Origin of the sequence: Catellatospora chokoriensis (assembly GCF_011297315.1) — a bacterium.
In the GTDB taxonomy this organism is placed as follows: Bacteria; Actinomycetota; Actinomycetes; order Mycobacteriales; family Micromonosporaceae; genus Catellatospora; species Catellatospora citrea.
Map to the genome: position 1 here is coordinate 204,653 of NZ_JAAOTI010000007.1, position 19,297 is coordinate 223,949.

10 protein-coding genes and 1 pseudogene are annotated in these 19,297 nt (G+C 69.3%); 7 read left to right on the forward strand and 4 right to left on the reverse strand.

Going from position 1 to position 19,297, the window contains the following annotated elements; translation table 11 throughout:
• Nucleotides 1–23 precede the first annotated feature (23 nt).
• Entirely contained in the window at nt 24–701 is a 678-nt protein-coding gene (locus HAV39_RS13265) for a hypothetical protein (RefSeq protein WP_191839496.1), read from the reverse strand.
• 777 nt (nt 702–1,478) lie between these two features.
• Between HAV39_RS13265 and HAV39_RS13270 the strand changes: the two genes are divergently transcribed.
• Complete coding sequence (locus tag HAV39_RS13270; protein WP_203736114.1) at nt 1,479–3,206, forward strand: multicopper oxidase family protein; 1,728 nt, start codon at nt 1,479–1,481, stop codon at nt 3,204–3,206.
• A 58-nt stretch (nt 3,207–3,264) separates the two neighbouring features.
• Here HAV39_RS13270 and HAV39_RS13275 read toward each other — a convergent pair whose 3' ends face one another.
• Nucleotides 3,265–5,022 carry a flavin monoamine oxidase family protein gene (locus tag HAV39_RS13275; protein ID WP_191839572.1) on the reverse strand — a complete coding sequence of 586 codons (1,758 nt, stop codon included), beginning with the start codon at nt 5,020–5,022 and terminating at the stop codon, nt 3,265–3,267.
• Nucleotides 5,023–5,265: 243 nt separating this feature from the next.
• Between HAV39_RS13275 and HAV39_RS13280 the strand changes: the two genes are divergently transcribed.
• A complete protein-coding gene (locus HAV39_RS13280) occupies nt 5,266–5,673 on the forward strand; it encodes a hypothetical protein (RefSeq protein WP_191839498.1) in 408 nt (135 codons plus the stop codon).
• Nucleotides 5,674–5,815: 142 nt separating this feature from the next.
• On the opposite strand, the gene HAV39_RS13285 is transcribed toward HAV39_RS13280, so the two are convergent.
• The gene (locus HAV39_RS13285; protein ID WP_191839499.1) at nt 5,816–5,995 is read right to left on the reverse strand and encodes a hypothetical protein; all 180 of its coding nucleotides are present in this window, start codon (nt 5,993–5,995) and stop codon (nt 5,816–5,818) included.
• 354 nt (nt 5,996–6,349) lie between these two features.
• Between HAV39_RS13285 and HAV39_RS13290 the strand changes: the two genes are divergently transcribed.
• The 5 genes and pseudogenes from HAV39_RS13290 to HAV39_RS13310 all read left to right on the forward strand — a co-directional run.
• Nucleotides 6,350–7,780, forward strand: a complete 1,431-nt coding sequence (locus HAV39_RS13290) for a methyltransferase domain-containing protein (protein WP_191839500.1) — start codon at nt 6,350–6,352, stop codon at nt 7,778–7,780.
• Nucleotides 7,777–9,522, forward strand: coding sequence for an AfsR/SARP family transcriptional regulator (locus HAV39_RS13295; protein ID WP_191839501.1), 1,746 nt, complete (start codon nt 7,777–7,779; stop codon nt 9,520–9,522). The genes HAV39_RS13290 and HAV39_RS13295 overlap by 4 nt, the downstream gene beginning before the upstream one ends.
• Before the next feature lie 640 nt (nt 9,523–10,162).
• A complete protein-coding gene (locus HAV39_RS13300; RefSeq protein WP_191839502.1) occupies nt 10,163–17,239 on the forward strand; it encodes an RHS repeat-associated core domain-containing protein in 7,077 nt (2,358 codons plus the stop codon).
• 180 nt (nt 17,240–17,419) lie between these two features.
• Nucleotides 17,420–17,815 (forward strand): hypothetical protein, encoded by a 396-nt coding sequence (locus HAV39_RS13305; protein ID WP_191839503.1) that lies wholly within the window; start codon nt 17,420–17,422, stop codon nt 17,813–17,815.
• 265 nt (nt 17,816–18,080) lie between these two features.
• Nucleotides 18,081–18,164, forward strand: a pseudogene (locus HAV39_RS13310) (M15 family metallopeptidase); the annotation flags it as partial.
• Nucleotides 18,165–18,242: 78 nt separating this feature from the next.
• On the opposite strand, the gene HAV39_RS13315 reads toward HAV39_RS13310, so the two are convergent.
• Nucleotides 18,243–19,007 carry an SDR family oxidoreductase gene (locus tag HAV39_RS13315; RefSeq protein WP_191839504.1) on the reverse strand — a complete coding sequence of 255 codons (765 nt, stop codon included), beginning with the start codon at nt 19,005–19,007 and terminating at the stop codon, nt 18,243–18,245.
• Nucleotides 19,008–19,297 lie beyond the last annotated feature (290 nt).

Sequence of the window (19,297 nt, forward strand, 5' to 3'; positions counted from 1 at the left end):
AGGGACGCTGTTGCGCACCGAGGTCACGCAAAGGGGTCGCGGGCGTAGTCGTGCAGGCGTTCGGCGACGACGAAGGCGCTCTCGGTTGCCTCGGTACGGGTCCGGCCGCGGGTGATCGCCTCGGCCAGCGCGGTGAGCTGGTCCGCAGGGAGCATGGCCAGGCCGGCACCGCGCAGCGGCAGTGTGATGCGTACGCCAGAACGCGGGTCCGCCGCGTGGAGGACCTGCACCCGGTACAGGGTGCGCGAGTCTCCCGCGCCCACCCGCTGGAGCTGGGTCCCGCCGCTGACCAGCGCGGTGGACAGGTCGCAGGTCTTGGTGCCCAGCGCGCCGCGCACGCTCAGCACGGTGCCGTCCAGCCACGCGCCGGTGCGCCACACCCGCAGCACGAAGTAGACCGCGAACAGCGCGACCAGGGTGGCGCAGGCGGCACCGCCGAGGCCGATGACGCTGAAGCCGTCGCCGATGCCGAAGCCGGGGTCGGGAGCAGGCCCCGGCACCAGGTTCCCGCTGTCGTCGAGGTGGAAGTCGCCGTCGCTGACAGTCGAGTTCACGGTCGTACGGGCGAAGAACGAGAAGCCGAAGGCGAACAGCGCGCCGACCGCGCTGATGCCGATCATGACGGTGGCCACCACAGTGGCAAAGATCTTGATGCCGGTGGTGGCGCCGATCGACAGCGCGAGCCGGGAGGGGTGCGACATGGCGCGCAGCTTAGCGGCTGTGCGCCATGAGGGCGCAAGTAGAAAGTCATCGGCGGCCGGATGGAGTGCCTGGTCGTACACGGCCCTGACCATCGCCCGCGCGACAGCCGCCGACCCGGCGAACCGCGCGACAGAGCCCCAGGCGGGCTGTCCCGTCATACGACGCGTCACACGGTGCCAGGCCGGCGTGACACCCGCTGACGCCGACCCGACGAGCTGGAGTGTGACGATGCGAACCGACGTACCAGTGGAGCCGGGATCGGAGGCCGGCCGGCTGAGCATCGACGTGCAGGTCGACGCCGTGCGTCCGGCGGGGCGCGTGCGGAAGTGGGGCGGCGCTCGGTCATCTCGCTGCGCGGTGGTGGTCAGGCGTGTTCTGCCACATTGACGAGATCATAGGCACCGGTCCGTCAATACACCTCGCAAAAGGTATCAACCCGACTTCGCTCGCGTGGCGCAGCCGAAACAGCAGGTCACGGGCCCATAGGGTCACATGAGCACCAGCCGTGGTTCGTTCGTGGGGCGACACACCACACCGCTGGACGTGGCCGATGCGAGCGAAAGTTGGATCAGATGCTGGGGCGTAGGCAATTGCTCATGGCCAGTGCCGCCGGAAGTGCGGCGATGCTCCCGGGGGGTGGTCTGGGAGCACAGGCGTATGCGGCGCCGGGCCGCGGAGGCAACGGAGGGCACGGGGGGCATGGGACAGGGTCTGCGGACACCCCGATACCGCACACACCTCCGCTGCAGAAATTCGTCGACCCGCTGCCCATTCCGATGACGGCCGTTCCCGATCACTCGGTCTATCCGGGCGCCGACTACTACGAGTACACGATGCGGCAGGGCAAGTGGCAATTCCACCGGGATCTGGGGCCGGCCACCGTGTGGGGTTACTGGGCCAAGAACCCCCACGATCCTCATAAGCCGATCGGCATGGGTTATCTCGGGCCGACCATCAACGCGAACAAGGACCACCCGACGGTCGTCAAGTACCGCAACAAACTGCCGACCACCCACCTGTTCCAGGACGTGATCGACGCCATCCGCAGCGGGAAGCCCGTGGTCGTTCCCCTCCCACCGCCGCCCTACCATGCCCACAAGCCCTTTCCCGACGACGTCAACGTATGGAACGCCGTACACCACCACGGCGGATTCACCGCCCCGCAGTCCGACGGCATGCCACACCAGTCGTTCAGCCCGGACGGCGTCCACGCCGACGGCTACACCACCCTTGAGCCGCACCGGGTCAAGCGCAACGAAGTGATCTACGGGTACACCAACCACGAACGCGCGGCCATGCTCTGGTACCACGATCACGGCATGGGCATGACCAGCGTCAACTGCTATGCGGGCCTCGCCGGCCTCTACTTCATCCACGACCGCGTCGAAGCGAAGCTCGACCTGCCGACCGGCGATTACGAGGTCCCCCTCATCCTGCAGGACCGGACCTTCCACCCCGACGGCTCGCTCGCCTACACGATGATGCAGCAGGAGGGCGAGGACACTCCGGTCGTCAACGGCAAGGCGTATCCCTACCTGGCCGTCGAGCAGCGACGGTACCGGTTGCGTGTCCTCAACGCCTCGAACGAGCGCTTCTGGCGGCTGAGGTTCGACGTCAACCCCACGAACGTGATGCCTCAGCCCGAGCTGCCGTTCTGGCTGATCGGCACCGACTGCGGCCTGCGTGCTCCGTTGCGGATGCTGAGCTTCCTGATCGGACCGGCCGAACGGTATGACCTGATCATCGACTTCACCCACCTGCCCGTCGGCACGACGGTCACGATGAGGAACTTCAACGCGCCGGTGCACTTCCCGGGTGTCCCCGGCGAAGGTCCGGAGATCACCGAGGTCATGCAGTTCAAGGTCGCCAAACGACCGTCCGGAGGCGGGGACAGGTCGGCGCCGCCCGAAAAGCTCAAGCTGCCGGTGAACGCGCCGGTCGAGCCGACCCGGCACACCCGCCGGCGGCAATGGGTCATCTACCAGCACGAGCTGTTCCGGACCATGACACTCAACGCGATTCCGTTCATGGAGCCTTCCGAGGACTTCGTCAAGGCGGGCTCGACCGAGATCTGGGAGTACATCAACCCCCACCACGACGCCCACCCGATGCACGTCCACCTCGTCAACTTCCAGGTGTTGAACAGGCAGGCGATCGACGCGGCCGGCTACCAGGCCCAGTACGACAAGTGGGTCTTCGGCGGGCGCAAGCGCAAGGACTTCCCGGACGTGGCGGACTACTTCACCGGCCCGCCGATCCCGCCGGACCCGGACGAAGCCGGGTCCGAAAAGGACGTGGTCAAAGCGTATTCGGAGATGGTGACCAGGATCATCATTCCGGACATCTACCCGCCGACGCATGACATCGCCGAGATTCCGAACAGCGGCGCCGAACTCCCGGCGACCTACATCCACCACTGCCACATCTTCGAGCATGAAGACGACGACCTGATGCGCCCGTGGACGATCGTCAAGGACGGGCCCGGCGACGATCACCACGGGTGACGGCGAATCCACCGGTACCCGCCTGGAAGGCGGGTACCGGTGGCGAGTGCCCGGTCGCCTACGGGCCGAGGTAGACCCCTGACGGGAGCCACGTCGGGCGGGGCAGGCCGAAGTGTTCCTCGAGCATGAGTTCGGCCTGGGTGAGCGCGCCGTAGACCCAGCCCTGCCCGGTCGACCACGCCGATCCGCACACGTACAGGTTGGCGTCGGCGATCGGGTGGCGCATCCGCGGCATGACCTCCCAGCTCTTCGCCTCCACCTGCCAGAAGTGGTATGCCGCTCCGTACGGGTCCTGCACCCAGTCCTGGAAGTAGGCCACCGTCGGGTCCGGGATGCGGGCGTCAGGGCCGTGCAGTTCGCGTAACTGCCGCTGCGCCTCCTCGACCAGGTTGCCCGGCGCTGCGGCGTCCATCGGCCGCGGTGGCCGGGTGACCGCCACCGGGATCAGGCGGTTCGGCCGGTTGAGCAGCTCGTTCCAGAACTCCACGTCGCTGAGGTCGTTGTAGGAGGCCAGCAGCAGCGCGTTGCGGTTGGCGGGGTCTGCCCCGGGCTGCCGGCCCTCGACGCCCCAGTAGTAGGTCTGGCGCAGCGGCAGGTCGGTCACCGAGCGGCCGGCCTGCAGGCCGATCTCCTCCCACCACGGCCGGTCGTAGCCAAGGAAGAGCTTGGAGGCCGGTCGGGGGATGATCGAGCCGAGGTCCTTGAGGAACTGGTCGCTGGCGAACAGGAAGGTGTCCGGGTCCAGCAGTTCGATCGAGCGCTGCGGCATCGCCAGGATGACGTGGCGTGCCCGGATCTTGACCGGCCGGCCCTGGGGCCAGACCGACAGGGCCAGGGTCAGCACCTGCTCGCCGTCGACCGTCTCGCGGCTGATCCGGCGCACCTGGTGGTGCAGGTGGACCTTGCCGCCTTCGGCCTTGAACCGCCGCACGAGTTCTTCGGGCATCGTCTGGTAGCCGTCGCGGAGCAGCAGATACTGCGGGGGAGGGGAGCCCACGAAGTCCGCGACCGACGCCTCCATCGCCTCGATGCTGTTGACGTTGTCGACCACTGAGCCGTAGCCGAGCCCGTCGCGCAGAAACGACCACCCTTCCTGCCCGACCGCATCGAGCAGCAGATTCCAGAACCCGATGTCGTACAGGCGTCGGCCCTCGACGGACGCGGTGGGTTTGATCTTGTCCCATGCCCGGTGGTCCATGCTGCCCGCGCCCGGGACGAAGCGTTCGATGACCGACAGGAGCGCATCGTCGGGCGACTGGCCCCGGATTTCGGTCGGCAGCCGGTAGGGCACGACCTTCGGGTTGCCCCACTGGGCTTGCGTGAAGCGGCGCTGGCGCAGGTAGACGAGGTTCTGTGGCTCGTCGACCGGGAAGGGAGCGGTCGGCAGCCGGAGATGGTTCACCAGGTCGGGGACGACCGGCTGGGTGCTCACGTAGCGCATCCCGCCGAGCTCGGCGTGCAGGTGCGGCATGCCGGGCGGCGTCTTGGAGAACAGTCGGCCGCCGACGCGTTCGCTGCCCTCGAACAGGCCTACCGCGAGCCGGCCGCTGCGACGCCGCTGGAGCTCGCGCAGCAGGGGGCTGCGTTCGGCTTCCGGGCCGAGCAGCCGCCAGGCGGCGTACGCCCCGGACACCCCGGCGCCGATGACCGCGACGTCGAGCACGCCGTACTGCTCCGCCCTGGTGGTGGTCTGCTCCGGCTCCGCCTGGACCGTGGGCCGGGCCCAGGCCGGCGCAGCCAGCGCTCCACCGGTGGCGGCGGCGGTGCCGAGGACCGCGGCCCTCTTGAGTAGATCGCGTCGTGTTGGTTCGCTCATCTGCGGCAGGCTCCTTGCTTGACCGGCCCCCGTAGACCGATCGAATCCGGCAAACCATAGCAATTGGAACGCCGACCAAGCCGAAGACCTGCAGCGGCGCGCACGTCGATCAAACATCGGACGGGTCGAAGTGGACGCGCGTGCGGCGGGACGGGCTGCCCGTATCCGCCGATCCGTGTGTGGAAGTTCCACGGGCCACGCACTTGGCAGGTGCAGCCGCCGGCCCTGTGGCAGCATGGCTCTGTGCTGTACATCCGTTTTGAGGCTGCCGAAGCTGACGAACACGGCAGGCGGACGGGCATCTTCGGGCTCGCCAACGTGCTGGCTAGATCAGGTGCGCTGAGCCCTGAGGACTGGACCTGGTGGCGCTCGAACAACGACTGGCTCGATGCCGCCTATCCCGATCCGGGCAAGGCAGACCCGACGCTGTTCGACAAGTCCGTCTACCCTCACGCAACCTGCTGGTTCAAGGACACCGCCGTCCACCTCCTCGACCGCGTACCGGGATACCTGGCACTGCTGGACCGGTACGAGGTCAGTTGGAGGGAGGTGCGCTCCGCCGTTCCCGGCGTCGTTCTGTACGAGGATGCGGATCAGATTGTCGTGACGCCATCGGGCGCTCCTCGCAGCACGCCAGCTGTGGCGGACTGACCTGCCCTGATCTGGCTCATGTGGTGGCAGGTGTTCGAGGGCGTCGCTTCGCCGATCGTTGCGGAGGAGCTGACGGCCGCGTGACACTGTGGCCAGGCCCGGGGCGCTGACTACCGTGTCGCCTTCGGTACCGGTCGCCGTGCTACGCGGCCTTGGTGACGGCAAGCTGCCAGCTGCCGCTTCCGGTCACCTCGAGCTTGACGGTCTGCGGGCCCTTCGCCTCGGTGTACACCGCGACGGTGTTGCGCACGCCGTTACAGGGGTAGGTCGCCGGATCGTTGTCGTTGACCAGCAGTGCCAGCGTGCCGGTGCCGGTGTTCATCGGTGACCGAACAGCCCAGAAGCACCAGCTAGGCAGCCTGCGTCGGCGACGCCTTACCGCGGGCACCGCGACGAGAACATGTTTGGTTGTCGATGGCTGCCGGGTCCGGCGCGACGGCTCCTGCTCGGCAAGGCGGAGATGCACGCCCGATCGCCCGGACGACTGCACTCGCCGGCCCTCGCACGACGCTCGCGGCATCAGCGACTGCCCGGACGACTGTCCATTCGCGTCACACGGTGCGTCACACGGCGCCACACGATCGTGGAACCCACTGACGGGGACCGGACGAGGTGGAGTATGACGATGCGAGCAGCCGACCTACCAGCGGATCCAGGGTCGAAGGCTCGGCACGCGGTGCCGACCGGAGCGCCGGGCGGTGGCACCGTGCCGCAGTGGAAGCTCCCCGACGCGGGCTGGGGCCGCAAGGCCGCCGACGCCGCGACCCTGCACGAGCCGCAGAACATCCGCGAGTACGTCACGATGCACCAGCACCTCAAGGTCGGCGGCGGCACGCGCCTGCTGGACGTCGCCTGCGGCGCGGGCCTGGCGGTCGAACTCGCCACCGCGCGGGGAGCGACGGCGGCCGGCATCGACGCGTCCGCGCGGCTGGTCGCGGTCGCCCGTGATCGCAGCAGCGGGGCCGATCTCAGGGTGGGCGACATGCGGGCTCTTCCCTGGGACGACGGCGTGTTCGACGTGGTGACCAGCTTCCGCGGGATCTGGGGCACCACACCGGAGGTCCTTGACGAGGTGCGGCGGGTGCTGCGGCCCGGCGGGCTGCTGGGGATGACGGTCTGGGGCCACGTCAAGGCCTCGCCCGGAGCCTGGGCGCTGCGGCCGTTCCTGTGGGCCGACGCGGCCCAGGTCACCCATCAGGCCGCGATGAACAGCCTGGGCAAACCCGGCGTCGGCGAGCGACTGCTGATCGCCCACGGATTCGAGGCCGTCCAGCGGGTGAACGTGCCGTTCGTCTGGGAGTTCGCCGATCCCGAGTCGTACGCGCGGGCCCTGGCCTGCACAGGTCCGGGATACGAAGCGATCCAGACCATAGGCGAGCAGCGCTTCCTGCACGATGCGGCACAGCTGGCAGCCGAACACGCCCGCGACGGGCTGCCACTGCGAGCAGAGATCAACCTCGTCGGTTTCATCGCCCGGGCCCCGGCGCCGTCCGGCGCTGCGTCGTCGTTCCTCGCCGAGCCGGTGCAACTGAGCGACGGCGCGAGCGCGGCCTACGCCGACGACAACGCCGAGTTAGGGTACGTCATGAACGCCACGCGGCTCTGGGCCCACGACACGGAGGCGATGGAGTTGCTGTTCAAAGCCCTCGGCCACGTCACCAGGACCGCCGGTCTGAGCGTGCGCGACCGGGGCATCCTGGTCACCGCGGCCACGTCGACACTCGGCGACTCCTACTGCTCGCTGGCCTGGGGAGCCAAACTGGCGGCTGCGGCATCCGCTCAGGTCAGTGCGGGGGTCCTCACCGGCGACGACAGCCTCCTGGACGCCCGGGAGCGGGCGCTGGCCGAGTGGGCACGTCGGGTCACCGCCGACCCGAACGCCACCGCCGCCCCGGACGTGCAGCCGCTGCGGCAGGCAGGCTACGACGAGGCGCAGATCCTCGCGATCACCACCTATGTCGCGCTGCGGGTCGCGTTCTCCACCGTCAACGACGCGCTGGGCGCCGTCCCCGACTGGCAGCTGCGGACCCGCACACCCGAGGCGGTGCTCGAAGCCGTGACGTTCGGCCGCGCACCCGCGCCCGTGGCGGGGCCGGACAGCCCGTGACGACCCTGGTCCGCCTGCTCGGCCGGCCGCAGATCGTCCAGGACGGTGTGGCGGTCGGCGGCCCCCGCGGCCACAAGGCCTGGGGGCTGCTGGCGTTCCTGGCCCTGGCCGAGCGCCCGCCGAGCAGGCAGCGCCTGGTGTCGATGCTGTTCGAGCATGCCGAAGACCCACGCGGCGCGCTGCGATGGAACCTGGCCGAGATGCGCCGCGCGCTCGGCGGGCGGGTGTCGGTCGGCCGCGACCCGCTGACCCTCGCCACCGACCACGACGTGTCCATCGACATCATGGGACTGACCGCCCCCGGCCCGGCCGACGTTCTGCACGGCGAGCTGCTGGAAGGCCTCAGCTTCGACGACTCGCCCGCCTTCGACACCTGGCTCGGCGTCGAACGGCGACGGCTCGCCGCGGACTGCCGCGCCCTGGCCTACCGCCGGTCGGTCGAACTGCTGACCGGCGGGCAGCCAGCAGCGGCGGCACTGATCGCGGTACAGGCCCTGGAAAGCGATCGGCTCAACGACGACCTGCACGCGGTCCTCGTCTCCAGCCTGACGCGCTCCGGTGACCGGGCGGCGGCGAGCGCCCACCTCGCCCGATGCGCCGACCTGTACCGCCGGGAACTCGGCGCCGAGGTGCCCGCGGCCGTCGCCGCCGCGGCCACCTGGGCGCCGGCGGAGCCTGCGGTCAGCGCCGCCGCCGTCAGGTCACTGCTCGACCTCGCCGATTCGTCCCTGTCCGCGGGTTCCGTGGCGACCGGGATCAGCCAGCTCCGCCGTGCCGTGGCGGGGGTGGCCGACACCGACCAGCAGCTGTCCGGCCGGGCCCGCCTTGCCCTCGCCTCCGCGCTCATCCACGCCGACGGCGGTCGGGGCGGCGACGTCACCACGCTGCTGCACCAGGCACTCGCGCACGCTCGCCGCGGCGGCGACCCCGCCACGGGCGCCGCCGCCTGCCGGGAACTCGCCTTCCTCGCCGTCCAGGCGGGGCATCGGTCCGAGGTCGAGCACTGGCTCGGCCTGGCCGAAGCGTGGTGCCCGACCGAGGCCGAAGCCGCGCGGATTCTCGGCGTGCGCGGCATGAGCCTCAGCGACGCCGGCGCATACGACGATGCCCTCACCGTGCTCGGCGCATCCACCGACGCGGCTCGCCGCTGCGGAAACCGAAGGCAGCTCGCCTGGTCGCAGGCGATGATCGGACGGGTGCGGCTGCTACGGGGCGAAGCCGCCCAGGCCGCCCACGTGCTCGATGAGGCGCTGGGCCACATCCGGGCCGAACGCTGGACCGCGTTCACTCCGTTTCCGCAGGCTCTGCGCGCCGAGGCGGCGGTGGCCGTGGGCGATGCCGCGACGGCACACGAGCTGCTCGACTACGCGTGGGTCCAGACCGTCGAGTCCGGCGACCAGTGCTGGGTCGCCGTCGTCGCCCACGCACAGGCCACCCTCGCGCTGTACGAAGGACGCGATGCGCTGACCTGGTGCCGTACCGGCCTTGCCGCAGCCCCCTGGTATCTGTGGCCGCGAGCGCGCCTCATCGACCTGACCGCCCGGCTCACCCTCGGTTCCCGGGAAGGCGCCGAGCTGCTCGACGAGTTGGAACGCGTGGCCGGCGCGGGAACCATGCGCGAGCTCACCGTCCGGGCGCTGATCCACCGCAGCCGCGTCGAAGGCGGGCAGCACCTGGCCCGTGCCCGCGCCATGGCATCCGACATCGCCAATCCAGTCCTGGCGGCCGAACTCACCCCTTGATCCCAGGTTTCGGGTGCGTGGTCGGACTGCTGTGGCGGGTCTGGCGAACGCGATGGCGACCCGCTGGGCAGGTGCCTGTCGCGAGCTCGTCGTGGGCGTCGATGCGCGGGATGTCGGCCAGCATCTCGTCACCGTGGTCGCTCCTGCCAGGAGACGCCCAACAGTGGCCGTGCGAAACCGCGACGGCGACGTCCCCGAGGTCATCGCGACAACGTGGGCCTCCGGACGTCAGGCGATGTCCCGTTTGTCAGGCCGATCCGATGTGGATGGTTTGACTATCGCCGCGCGTTAGCTGTCTGTGCGTCTGCGGCGCGGTGCTGTGCATGCAAATACCGGCTCTTGCGCCGAATTGACGTATCGTTATATCACCATGTCTCACGCGTGGCGATCAACTGTTCAGTGGATCTCCAATTTTCGATCGAGCCGCTTACTCTTCCGTCGACCGAATTCACATCACGGGGGAGTCTCAATGAGACATTCTGGGTTCGCCGTGCCCTTTTTTCGCAGTACGCGAAATCGGCACAGATCGTCAACGCGTTCACTGGCGCAGGCCCTGGCTCTCGTCCTGGTCGCCACATCGAGCGCTTTCGTAGCTCAAGCCGCCGTCCCGGCGGCCGCGCAGGAGCCCGCCGAGGCGTCGGTGCTGGACCGCCCCGACCGCGGCGCGGCGCTCGCGACGGCCCGAGTGACCGGCCGCAAGGTCCGCGTCACCAGCCTGACGTCGGAGACGACGGAGGTGTTCGCCAACCCGGACGGATCCGTCACGGTCGAGCAGGCCTCTGCGCCCGAGCGTGCGCTCGACGCGAAAGGCCGCTGGACCGGCATCGACCTCACCCTGACGCGCGGTTCCGACGGCTGGATCCGTCCCGCGCTGTCGGCTGCTGACGTGCGCTTCTCCGGCGGCGGAACCGGTCCGCTGGTAGAGCTGGTCCGCCAGGGCAAGTCCATGACGCTGTCCTGGCCCAAGCCGCTGGCCGCGCCCAGCCTGCAGGGTGAAGGCGCGACGTACGCCGAGGTCCTGCCCGGGGTGGACCTCGTGCTGCGGGCGACCCGCACCGGTTTCACCCACGTGCTGGTGGTCAAGTCGGCGCGAGCCGCGGCCAACCCGGCACTGCGGAAGATCACCTTCGGTCTGGGCGGTTCGATGGCGGTGTCGCGTCACGCCGACGGCACGTTGCGCGCCACAGCCGGTGGCAGGGCGCTTGCGTGGACCGAGTCGGTCACCATGTGGGACTCCAGCATCGCCATGAGCGCGGTGCCGGACATGCTGAACGCGTCGGGTCGCGTAGTCGGCGAAACGGTGGTGAAGCCCGGCGCGCGGCGGTCGACGGCGGCGGGCCCGGGCGACGGGGCGCGCAGCGCCGCGGTGCAGACCCAGGTCGCCGGTGGTGACCTGGTGCTGGCGCCGGCGCTGAACCTGCTCGGCGGCGCGTCGGCACAGTACCCGGTCTTCATCGACCCCCCGTGGAGCGTCTTCTCGTCCAAGTGGGCGTACGCCACCAACAACAACGAGTCCAACAACAGCGACAACGCCCGCGTCGGCTACAACGACGCCACGGGCGGGGTCTACCGCTCCTACTTCGAGTTCCCCACCTCGACGCTGATCGGCAAGAAGGTCACGGCGGCGTCGGTGGAGTTCAGCCTGGACCACTCCTGGTCGTGCGGCAACACGCCCACCACCATGTTCTCGACCCCCGCGATCAACGCCACGCCGAAGGCGACCTGGTCGACGATGACGGCCAGCAACGTCTACCTGGCCACCGCCTCGTCGCACGCCAACGAGACCGGCGGCTGCGGCGTGGCCGACCAGGGCGACGCGAAGCCGAAGTTCACCAGCACGGCTCTGATCAACACGCTGCAGTCCGGCGCGGACACCTCCAAGAACACGATCACGCTGGGCCTGTGCGCCTGCGACTCCAACGGCAGCAGCAACGAGACGGTGCAGGACCGATGGAAGCGGTTCTACACCTCCGGGCACAAGCTGTCGGTGACCTACACCGCCAAACCGGTGGTCGCGGCGCGGACCACCACGCCGAACACCTCCTGTGTGGTCGGGAGCGGCCGCCCGTTGATCGCCTCGGCGACCCCCACCCTCTCCGCGCAGATCACCGACGACGAGTCGGCGACGGTGTCGGCGACGTTCGAGTGGTGGGCCCTGGCGGGCAGCGCCGCGATCCGCACGGTCACCGTGTCCGACGACAGCGGCGCCTACCTCGAGACCGCGGTGCCGGCGGGTGACCTCGTCGACGGCAGCACCTACAAGTGGCGGGTCAAGGGCAACGATGGCGTCGTCGACTCGGCGTGGTCGTCGTGGTGCGAGTTCACCGTCGACTCGACCAAGCCGGCGCAGCCGACCGTGACCAGCACCAGCCACCCGGTCACCTCGGCCTGGTACTCGGCGACGACGTTCCTCGCGACCGTGGCCAGCAGCGACACCAACGGTGTGGCCGGCTACGCCGTGGTGTACGACCAGACCTCCTCGACCAACCCCGGTACCACGGTCACCCAGACCGGCACCGCGCTGTCGCGCACCGGCCTGGCCGATGGCATCTACTTCGCGCACGTAACGGCAGTCGACCAGGCCGGCAACTGGTCGGCTGCCAAGCACTTCCAGTTCAAGGTGGATGCCACCAAGCCTGGTACGCCGGTCGGCTTGATCTCCACCACCCACCCCCTGGCCACGGCGACCTACCCATCGCACAACGTGACCATCAGCTGGTCGGCGCCGTCGGACCTGTCCACGGTCAACAAGTACGCCGTCAAGGTCGACCAGTCTGCCACGACCGTGCCGGCGACCACGGACAACCCGGTCACGACCCCGACCTTCGGCACCACCCTGACCGGTGACGGCACCTGGTGGCTGCACGTGCGTGCCCGCGACACGAGCGGCAACTGGTCCGATGTCGCCGCGCACATCAAAGTCAACGTCGACACCGTTGTGCCCACGCCGGTGATCACCTCCAGCAGCCACCCGGACCAGAACGCCGCCTACCCGACCGGGTCGGTCAGCGCATCCTGGACCGCGACCGGCTCGCCCACCGGGTACAGCGTGGTGGTCGACCAGACCGCCACGACCACCCCGGACACCACTGTCGACCAGACCGCCGCCACCTACACCGGCACCCTGGCCGACGGCACCTGGTACCTGCACGTGCGGGCCCAGTCCGCCGGCGGCACCTGGGGCGCCACCGCGCACTACGAGATCAGGATCGACACCGCGACCCCGGTCGCCCCGGCGGTCAGCTCCACCGACTATCCGGCCGGCCAGTGGGCCAAGACGCCCAACCAGCTCGGTGTCGTCAACATCGCCCCGGGCGCGTCCACCGACGTCACCACGTTCGTGTACACGTTCGACGGCGGCCCGCAGAGCTTCCTGGTCGCCACACCCGGCAACCCGGTATCGCTCAACGTCATCCCGACTGCTGACGGCCCGCACACCCTGGTCGTACAGGCCAAGGACGCCGCGGGCAACACGTCAGCGGCGACCACGTACACGTTCTTCGTCGGCGACGGCGCGGGCACCGTGACCGGGCCGCTCGACGGCGACATCTCCGCCGCCAAGACGATCCTGCGCACCACCGGCCACGCCAGCACCACCGGGGTGACCTACGAGTGGCGCCGCGCCGACACCGACACCTGGACGGCTGTTCCGACCGCTCACGTCACCTACACCGCCGGCGGCGGCGCGGTCACCTGGCCCGTGGCCACCACCGGCTCCGGCGCCTACCCGGCACTGAACTGGGACATCACCGCCACCCTCAGCGCGGTCGACGCACAGTCGATCCCGCGGGACGGACCGCTGCAGGTACGGGCCGTGTTCAGCGGCACCGGCTTCGGCCCCAGCCCGCAGATCCGCTTCACCTTCGACCGTGACCGCGCCCAGGGCACCTCCCAGGAGGTGGGCCCCGGCATGGTGAACCTGCTCACCGGCGACTACACCGTCGGCGGCGGCGACGTCGCGGTCGGCTCGCTGTTCCTGGGCAGGTCGCTGCGCACACGGCAGTCCGGTGGCACCGACCCGCTGTTCGGGCCGGGCTGGACGTCGTCGGTGCTCGCCAGTGAGGCCAATGCGCCCTACACGAAGCTCACCGCCTTCGGCAGCCTGCTCCAGGTGGCGCTGCCCGACGGCACGGTCCGCGGCTTCACCGCGGTGGGGGACGGCACGGGTTTCGTGCCGCAGGCCGGTGTCAACGACACCGACATCACCTACTCCGCCAGTCAGGACAAGTACACGCTCGTCGACGTCGAGGACAACACCGTGGTCTTCCAGCGTGCCGCGGGCGACCCCGCGGGCGAATACCACCCGGTGAAGGTCACGAACGCCAACTCCGGCGACAGCACCACCCTGTCCTGGGAGAAGGTCACCGTCGGCGGCGTCGACGTGGTGCGGCCCACCCGTGCGCTCGCACCGGTGCCCACCGGCGTGAGCTGCGCAACGCTGGTTCGCGGATGCCAGGCGCTGACGTTCGCGTACGCCACGGCGACCACCGCGACCGGCACCGCGGACGGCCAGTGGGGCAACTACACCGGCCGGGTCAGCGAGGTGTCCTTCACCGCTTGGGACCCGGACCTGGCAGCCATGCGGACCGTCGCCACGGCACGCTACTCCTACGACAGCAACGGCCGTCTGCGCGCCGCGTGGGATCCGCGCCTGGACTGGACGGACGAGGCCACCCACAGCCTGCGGACCGTCTACACCTATGATGGCGACGGCGTGCTCAGCTCTGTGGCGCCACCGGCGCTGGAGCCGTGGACGTTCTCGTACACCGTGCTGCCCGGCGACTCCGGCAAGGGCCGGCTCGCGTCCGTCAGCCGCACGGCCCTGTCCGCCGGCACCAACACCACGACGGTCGTCTACCGCGTTCCGACGTCCGGCGCGGGCGCCCCGTACGACCTGTCACCCGGGCAGACGGCGCGATGGGCGCAGACCGTGGCGCCGACCGACGCCACCGCCATCTACCCCGGCACGCAGGTGCCGAACGGGGATCAGGCGACGGGCACCCTGCCCAGCAGCTACGAGCGAGCGGTGATCGCGTACCTCGACGCCAACGCCCGCACCGTCAACTCCGCTGCTCCCGGCGGCGGTCTGACCGCGACCTGGTTCGACCAGTTCGGCAACGTCGAGCGGGAGATAACCGCCAAGAACCGCCAACGCGCCCTCGACGAGTCGGCGACCGACGGCGTGGCCAACGAGTCCACCCGCGCCAAGTCGCTGTCGACGCAGACGAAGTACTCCGTGGACGGCAGGCGTGCCGCCTTCTCGGTCGGCCCCGAACACAGGGTGACGCTCAACGACGGCCGGTCGGTCCGTGGTCGGATCTACACCGACTACATCTATGACGAAGGCGCCAGCAACGGCCCGTACGACCTCGTCACCACGGAGAAGAGCTCTATCTCCTGGTGGGACACCGGCGCTCAGCGCTTCTCCGATGAGAGGACCGTCAAGACGGCCTACGACTGGTCGCTGCAACTGCCCACCAGCACCACGGTCGACCCGCTCGGCCTGAACCTGCAGTCAAGGGTGGCGTATGACAGCAAGGGCCGCGTGATCAGCGAGACCGCCCCTGGTGGCGGCTCCTCCGACACCACCCCGTCAACCCGCGTCAGCGTGTACTACACCGCTGCGGCGAACAGCACGTGGCCGCAGTGCGGCGGGCACCCGGAATGGGACGGCCTGCTCTGCCTCACCCACGCGGGGGGTCAGCCGGCCGCCGGTGCCGAGCTGCCGCGGAAGGTCCTCACCTACGGGTTCCTCGGCCAGGCACGGACCATGTCCGAGATCACCTCGGCCGGCACACTGCGGACCACGACGATCACCTACGACCAGGCGGGCCGCACCTACGAAACCGGCGTGTCCGCGCCGGGGCTCGGCGAGCCGATCGATCGCATCCGCTACGTGTACGACCCGGCCACGGCGCAGCTCGTCGCGAGCCAGACCGTCAACGCGACGAACACCGTCACCGCCGAGATCCTGCGTTCATTCGACAGCCTCGGCCGGCCGACGTCCTACACGGACGCGTCGGCGAACACCTCAACGACGACATACGACCTGCTGAGCCGGCCGATTGTCGTCGACGACGGCAAGGCGACGCGGACATACGCCTATGACGAGGGCACCGAAAGGCGTGGTCTGCCCACGTCGGTGACCGACTCCGAGGTGGGCAGGTTCACCGCGAAGTTCGATGTCGAAGGCGCGATCACCAAGCAGGTGTGGCCCAACGGCGTGGAGTTGAGCGCGAAGTACAACGAGCTCAACAACGGCGTCAGCCTGACCTACACCCAGCCGGGCTGCGGTGAGGCCGACTGCACGCTCTACACCGACGCCTTGACGATGGACTCTGCCGACCGCTGGCGCAGCAGGACCTCGACGCTGACTGCTCGGACGTACGCCTATGACGAGGCAGGCCGGCTGGCCTCCGCCGTCGATGTGTCCGGTGGCCAGTGCGAGACCCGCTCGTACAGCTACGACGCGGCCAGCAACCAGACCGGTCGAGTGGTCTACGGCCCGGGGGTGGACGGCATCTGCCAGACCACCACCGCGTCGGCGAGCCGTAGCTGGTCGGTCGACGAAGCCGATCGGGTCACCACGGGGTACACCTACGACGCGCTCGGTCGATCGCTGACCGTGCCGGGCGGTGACACGGCCGTGCCGGGCGGCGGCGACCTGACGGTCTCCTACCATGCCAACGACATGGTCAAGTCCGTCGCGCAGGGGACACGGACGGCGTCCTACGTCCTTGACGTCGTCCCGCACCGCTTCCGTTCCTGGACCGACGACGTCACCGGCACCGCGGTGACGAAGGTCAACCACTACCTCGGCGACAACGACGTTCCGTCCTGGACCGACGAGGGAGGCGGCAACCACACCCGCGTCATCAGCGGCGTGGCCGGCGTTGTCGGCGGCCACACCGCCACCGCCGGTGAGGTGTGGGTCCTGGCGAACCTGCACGGCGACTTCATCGCCGCCATGCCGGAGACCGGCTTCGGGCTCGCCTCGACACGTGAGTACACCGAGAGCGGTGAGGTGCGACTGGATCCGACCGCGGACCCCAGCGCCGCCGACGGGATGCTGGGGCGTTACGGATGGCTGGGCGCCGAGCTGCGTAACACCGAGAACCCGGGTGGCGTCATGCTCATGGGCGCTCGGTTGTACACGCCGGGCAGCGGTCGATTCCTGTCGACCGATCCGATCTACGGCGGCAGCTGCAACGCCTACGAGTACAGCTGCGGTGACGGGGTCAACTACTCCGATCCGACCGGCTTCGCGATGACGCCTGGTGGCGGCGGAGGGTCGGGGGCATCCGTCTCGTGCTCGAAGACCGCCTCCTACCGAAAGTTGACGATCTTCCCGCCGTCGTTCAACGCGTGGGTCGACATCAAATGCACCTTCTCGAATTTCACGGTGAAGCTGTTGCTGAACGGTGCGATCGCCGGAGCGGCCCTCATCGCCGTCGCCGGGGCGGCCTCCGCCGGCATCATCTGCCTGACGGCCTGCCTGACCGGCGTGGGGGCGCTCGCCGCCATCGCGGTCACGCTGGTCTCCGCGGCGCAGTCGGCGGCGATCATCGCCGTGGTCACTACGATCAAGGATGTGTACGCGGACAGGTGTAAGCCCAACGGGTACTGGTTCAAGTTCCGGATCACCGCCAAACTCCCGACCATCGGTCGGCCGACCAAACTGTCCAACTTCTCCCACGGCTGCGTTACCCGCGCCTAGCCGTGACCTTCTGACCCTCTGATTCCCGCCGTACGGAGGCTGATCGCGATGTCCACACAGGGTTCTCGATCGGGCTCTCCGTGCGGCGGGACCTCCGCTCGCGTATCCATCACACAACCGATTGCCGAGTTCCGCTGCGGCAGCGCCCCTCTCGCCGGGGCCAGCCAGGAGCTGACGGCCATGAAGGTCCACCCTCTGGGCAGACCGCCGAAGGCCACCGAGGCAATGGTGGTGCTCGTCGGATCCGATGTCGCGTGGCGGTTCCGCACGATCAACGCAATCACCCTGCTTACCTGGCGTGTCCTGTTGCCACTCGCGCCTGCCCTGACGTTCGCTGTCGCAATGATCGGCGGTATCAGCGGATCAATCACCGGGTGGGCACTGTTCGCCGCGCTCGTCGCGACCAGCCTCACCTGGTGGTTGCCGATGGTGCTACTGCACTACCTGGCCTGTGACCAGTATCCGCGCGCGTGGCACGGCGGCACAGTGGTGCTTCGGCGGGTCGATGCCGGTTCGGCGCATACCTGGCAGCAGCTGAACGGGGCAGACATGGTCAAGGTGGAGAACCTTGCCTGACCAATGGAGCTGTCCGGTGGTCAGCGCGGTGATGGCGGAATGTGCTGGCGCCCGAGGTGCATGACGTCGCGACCCTCCAGGCGGGAGCCGATGTCGGCGCTGTGCGGGCGTTCTTGGCCGCCTGTCGTCCGGACCTGCCTGACCATCGCGTGTCGTGGCGCACTCGGGTTTGACGTAGCGCTTAGCGATCATGGAAGTCGCAGCTCACTGACCATCGTGATCATGTAGTGAGGGTTCATGTAGCCCCGGAGACCCTGGAGTCCAGGCCTTTGCCGTGATCGGATGGAAGTGGTGCGGCGACTATCGATCCCTGAAGGACTACATGCACTTCTCTGCCACCGGCGGCTGAGTCAGTCGCCCGCGTAGATCTCCACGAGGTCGTGGACGAGAACCGGAGCCAGGTTCTTGGCGACAGCAATGGGCTCAGTCAGGGGCCGAGCGTGAGGTTGAGTCCACCGTCCACGGTCAACGTCACACCGGTGATCCAACCCGCCAGATCCGAGGAGAGAAACACCACGGCGGCGGCCACGTCCTGCGGGGTGCCCAGCCGGCGGAGCGGCACCGCCTGCGCGTACTGCGCAAATGCCTGTGCTCCCGCGTCCGCCGCCGACGACGGCGGTTGGCCCAGCATGTTCTCCCATACACCCTTCGTGGGGACGGGACCGGGCGCGATGCAGTTGGCGCGGATGCCGTGTGGCCCCCACTCGGAGGCCCAGGAGGCCGTCAGTGAAGCGATCGCGGCCTTGGCCGCACCGGCGTGCGAGTAACCCGGAAAGCCCCGCTCGACCGCCGCGATACCGATGGAGAGCACGGAACCGTGACCGGTGCTCCGCAGATCGTCGAAGAAGGCCCGGGTGACCTGGTAGGTGCCGAGGAGGTCGGTGTCCAGCACCGCTCGCATCGCCCGACCGGTCATCTTCTCCGCAGGCATCCTGAAGTTGGCCGCCGCATTGTTCACCACGATGGCGGCGGCGCCGCAACGGGCTGAGACGAAGTCCCGCAGGCGGGCCACGTCGTCCTCCTCCCGCACGTCGCAGGGCAGGCTCCAGACCGGACGCCCGGTACGTCGGGCGACCTCCATCTCGGCGGCGGTCAGCCGCTCAGCCGAGCGGGAGGTGATCACCACTGAGGCGCCGGCCTCGGTGAGCGCGCAGGCGATCGCGAGCCCGATGCCCGTCGCGCCACCGGTCACGACGGCGACCCGCTCGGCCAGCAGCGAGGGGCTGAACGGGAACGGCACGGTCATCGCACGTGGCTCCAGGGTCTCGGCGGGCCCGGCGGATGCCGGAGCCGGAGTTCCGACCACCGTCACTGTCCGCGGATTGCGTGATCCTCTCGTCGAGCCACCGGCCCGGCACGTCCCTGGTTCCGGGGGCATGACCAGCCCACACCGCTTACCTAACCTTGGCGCGTGTCGACAACTGCGGGTGAGACAACGGCCAGTAGCCGACCCGTGGCGGGACATGTCAGAAGATCCCGAAC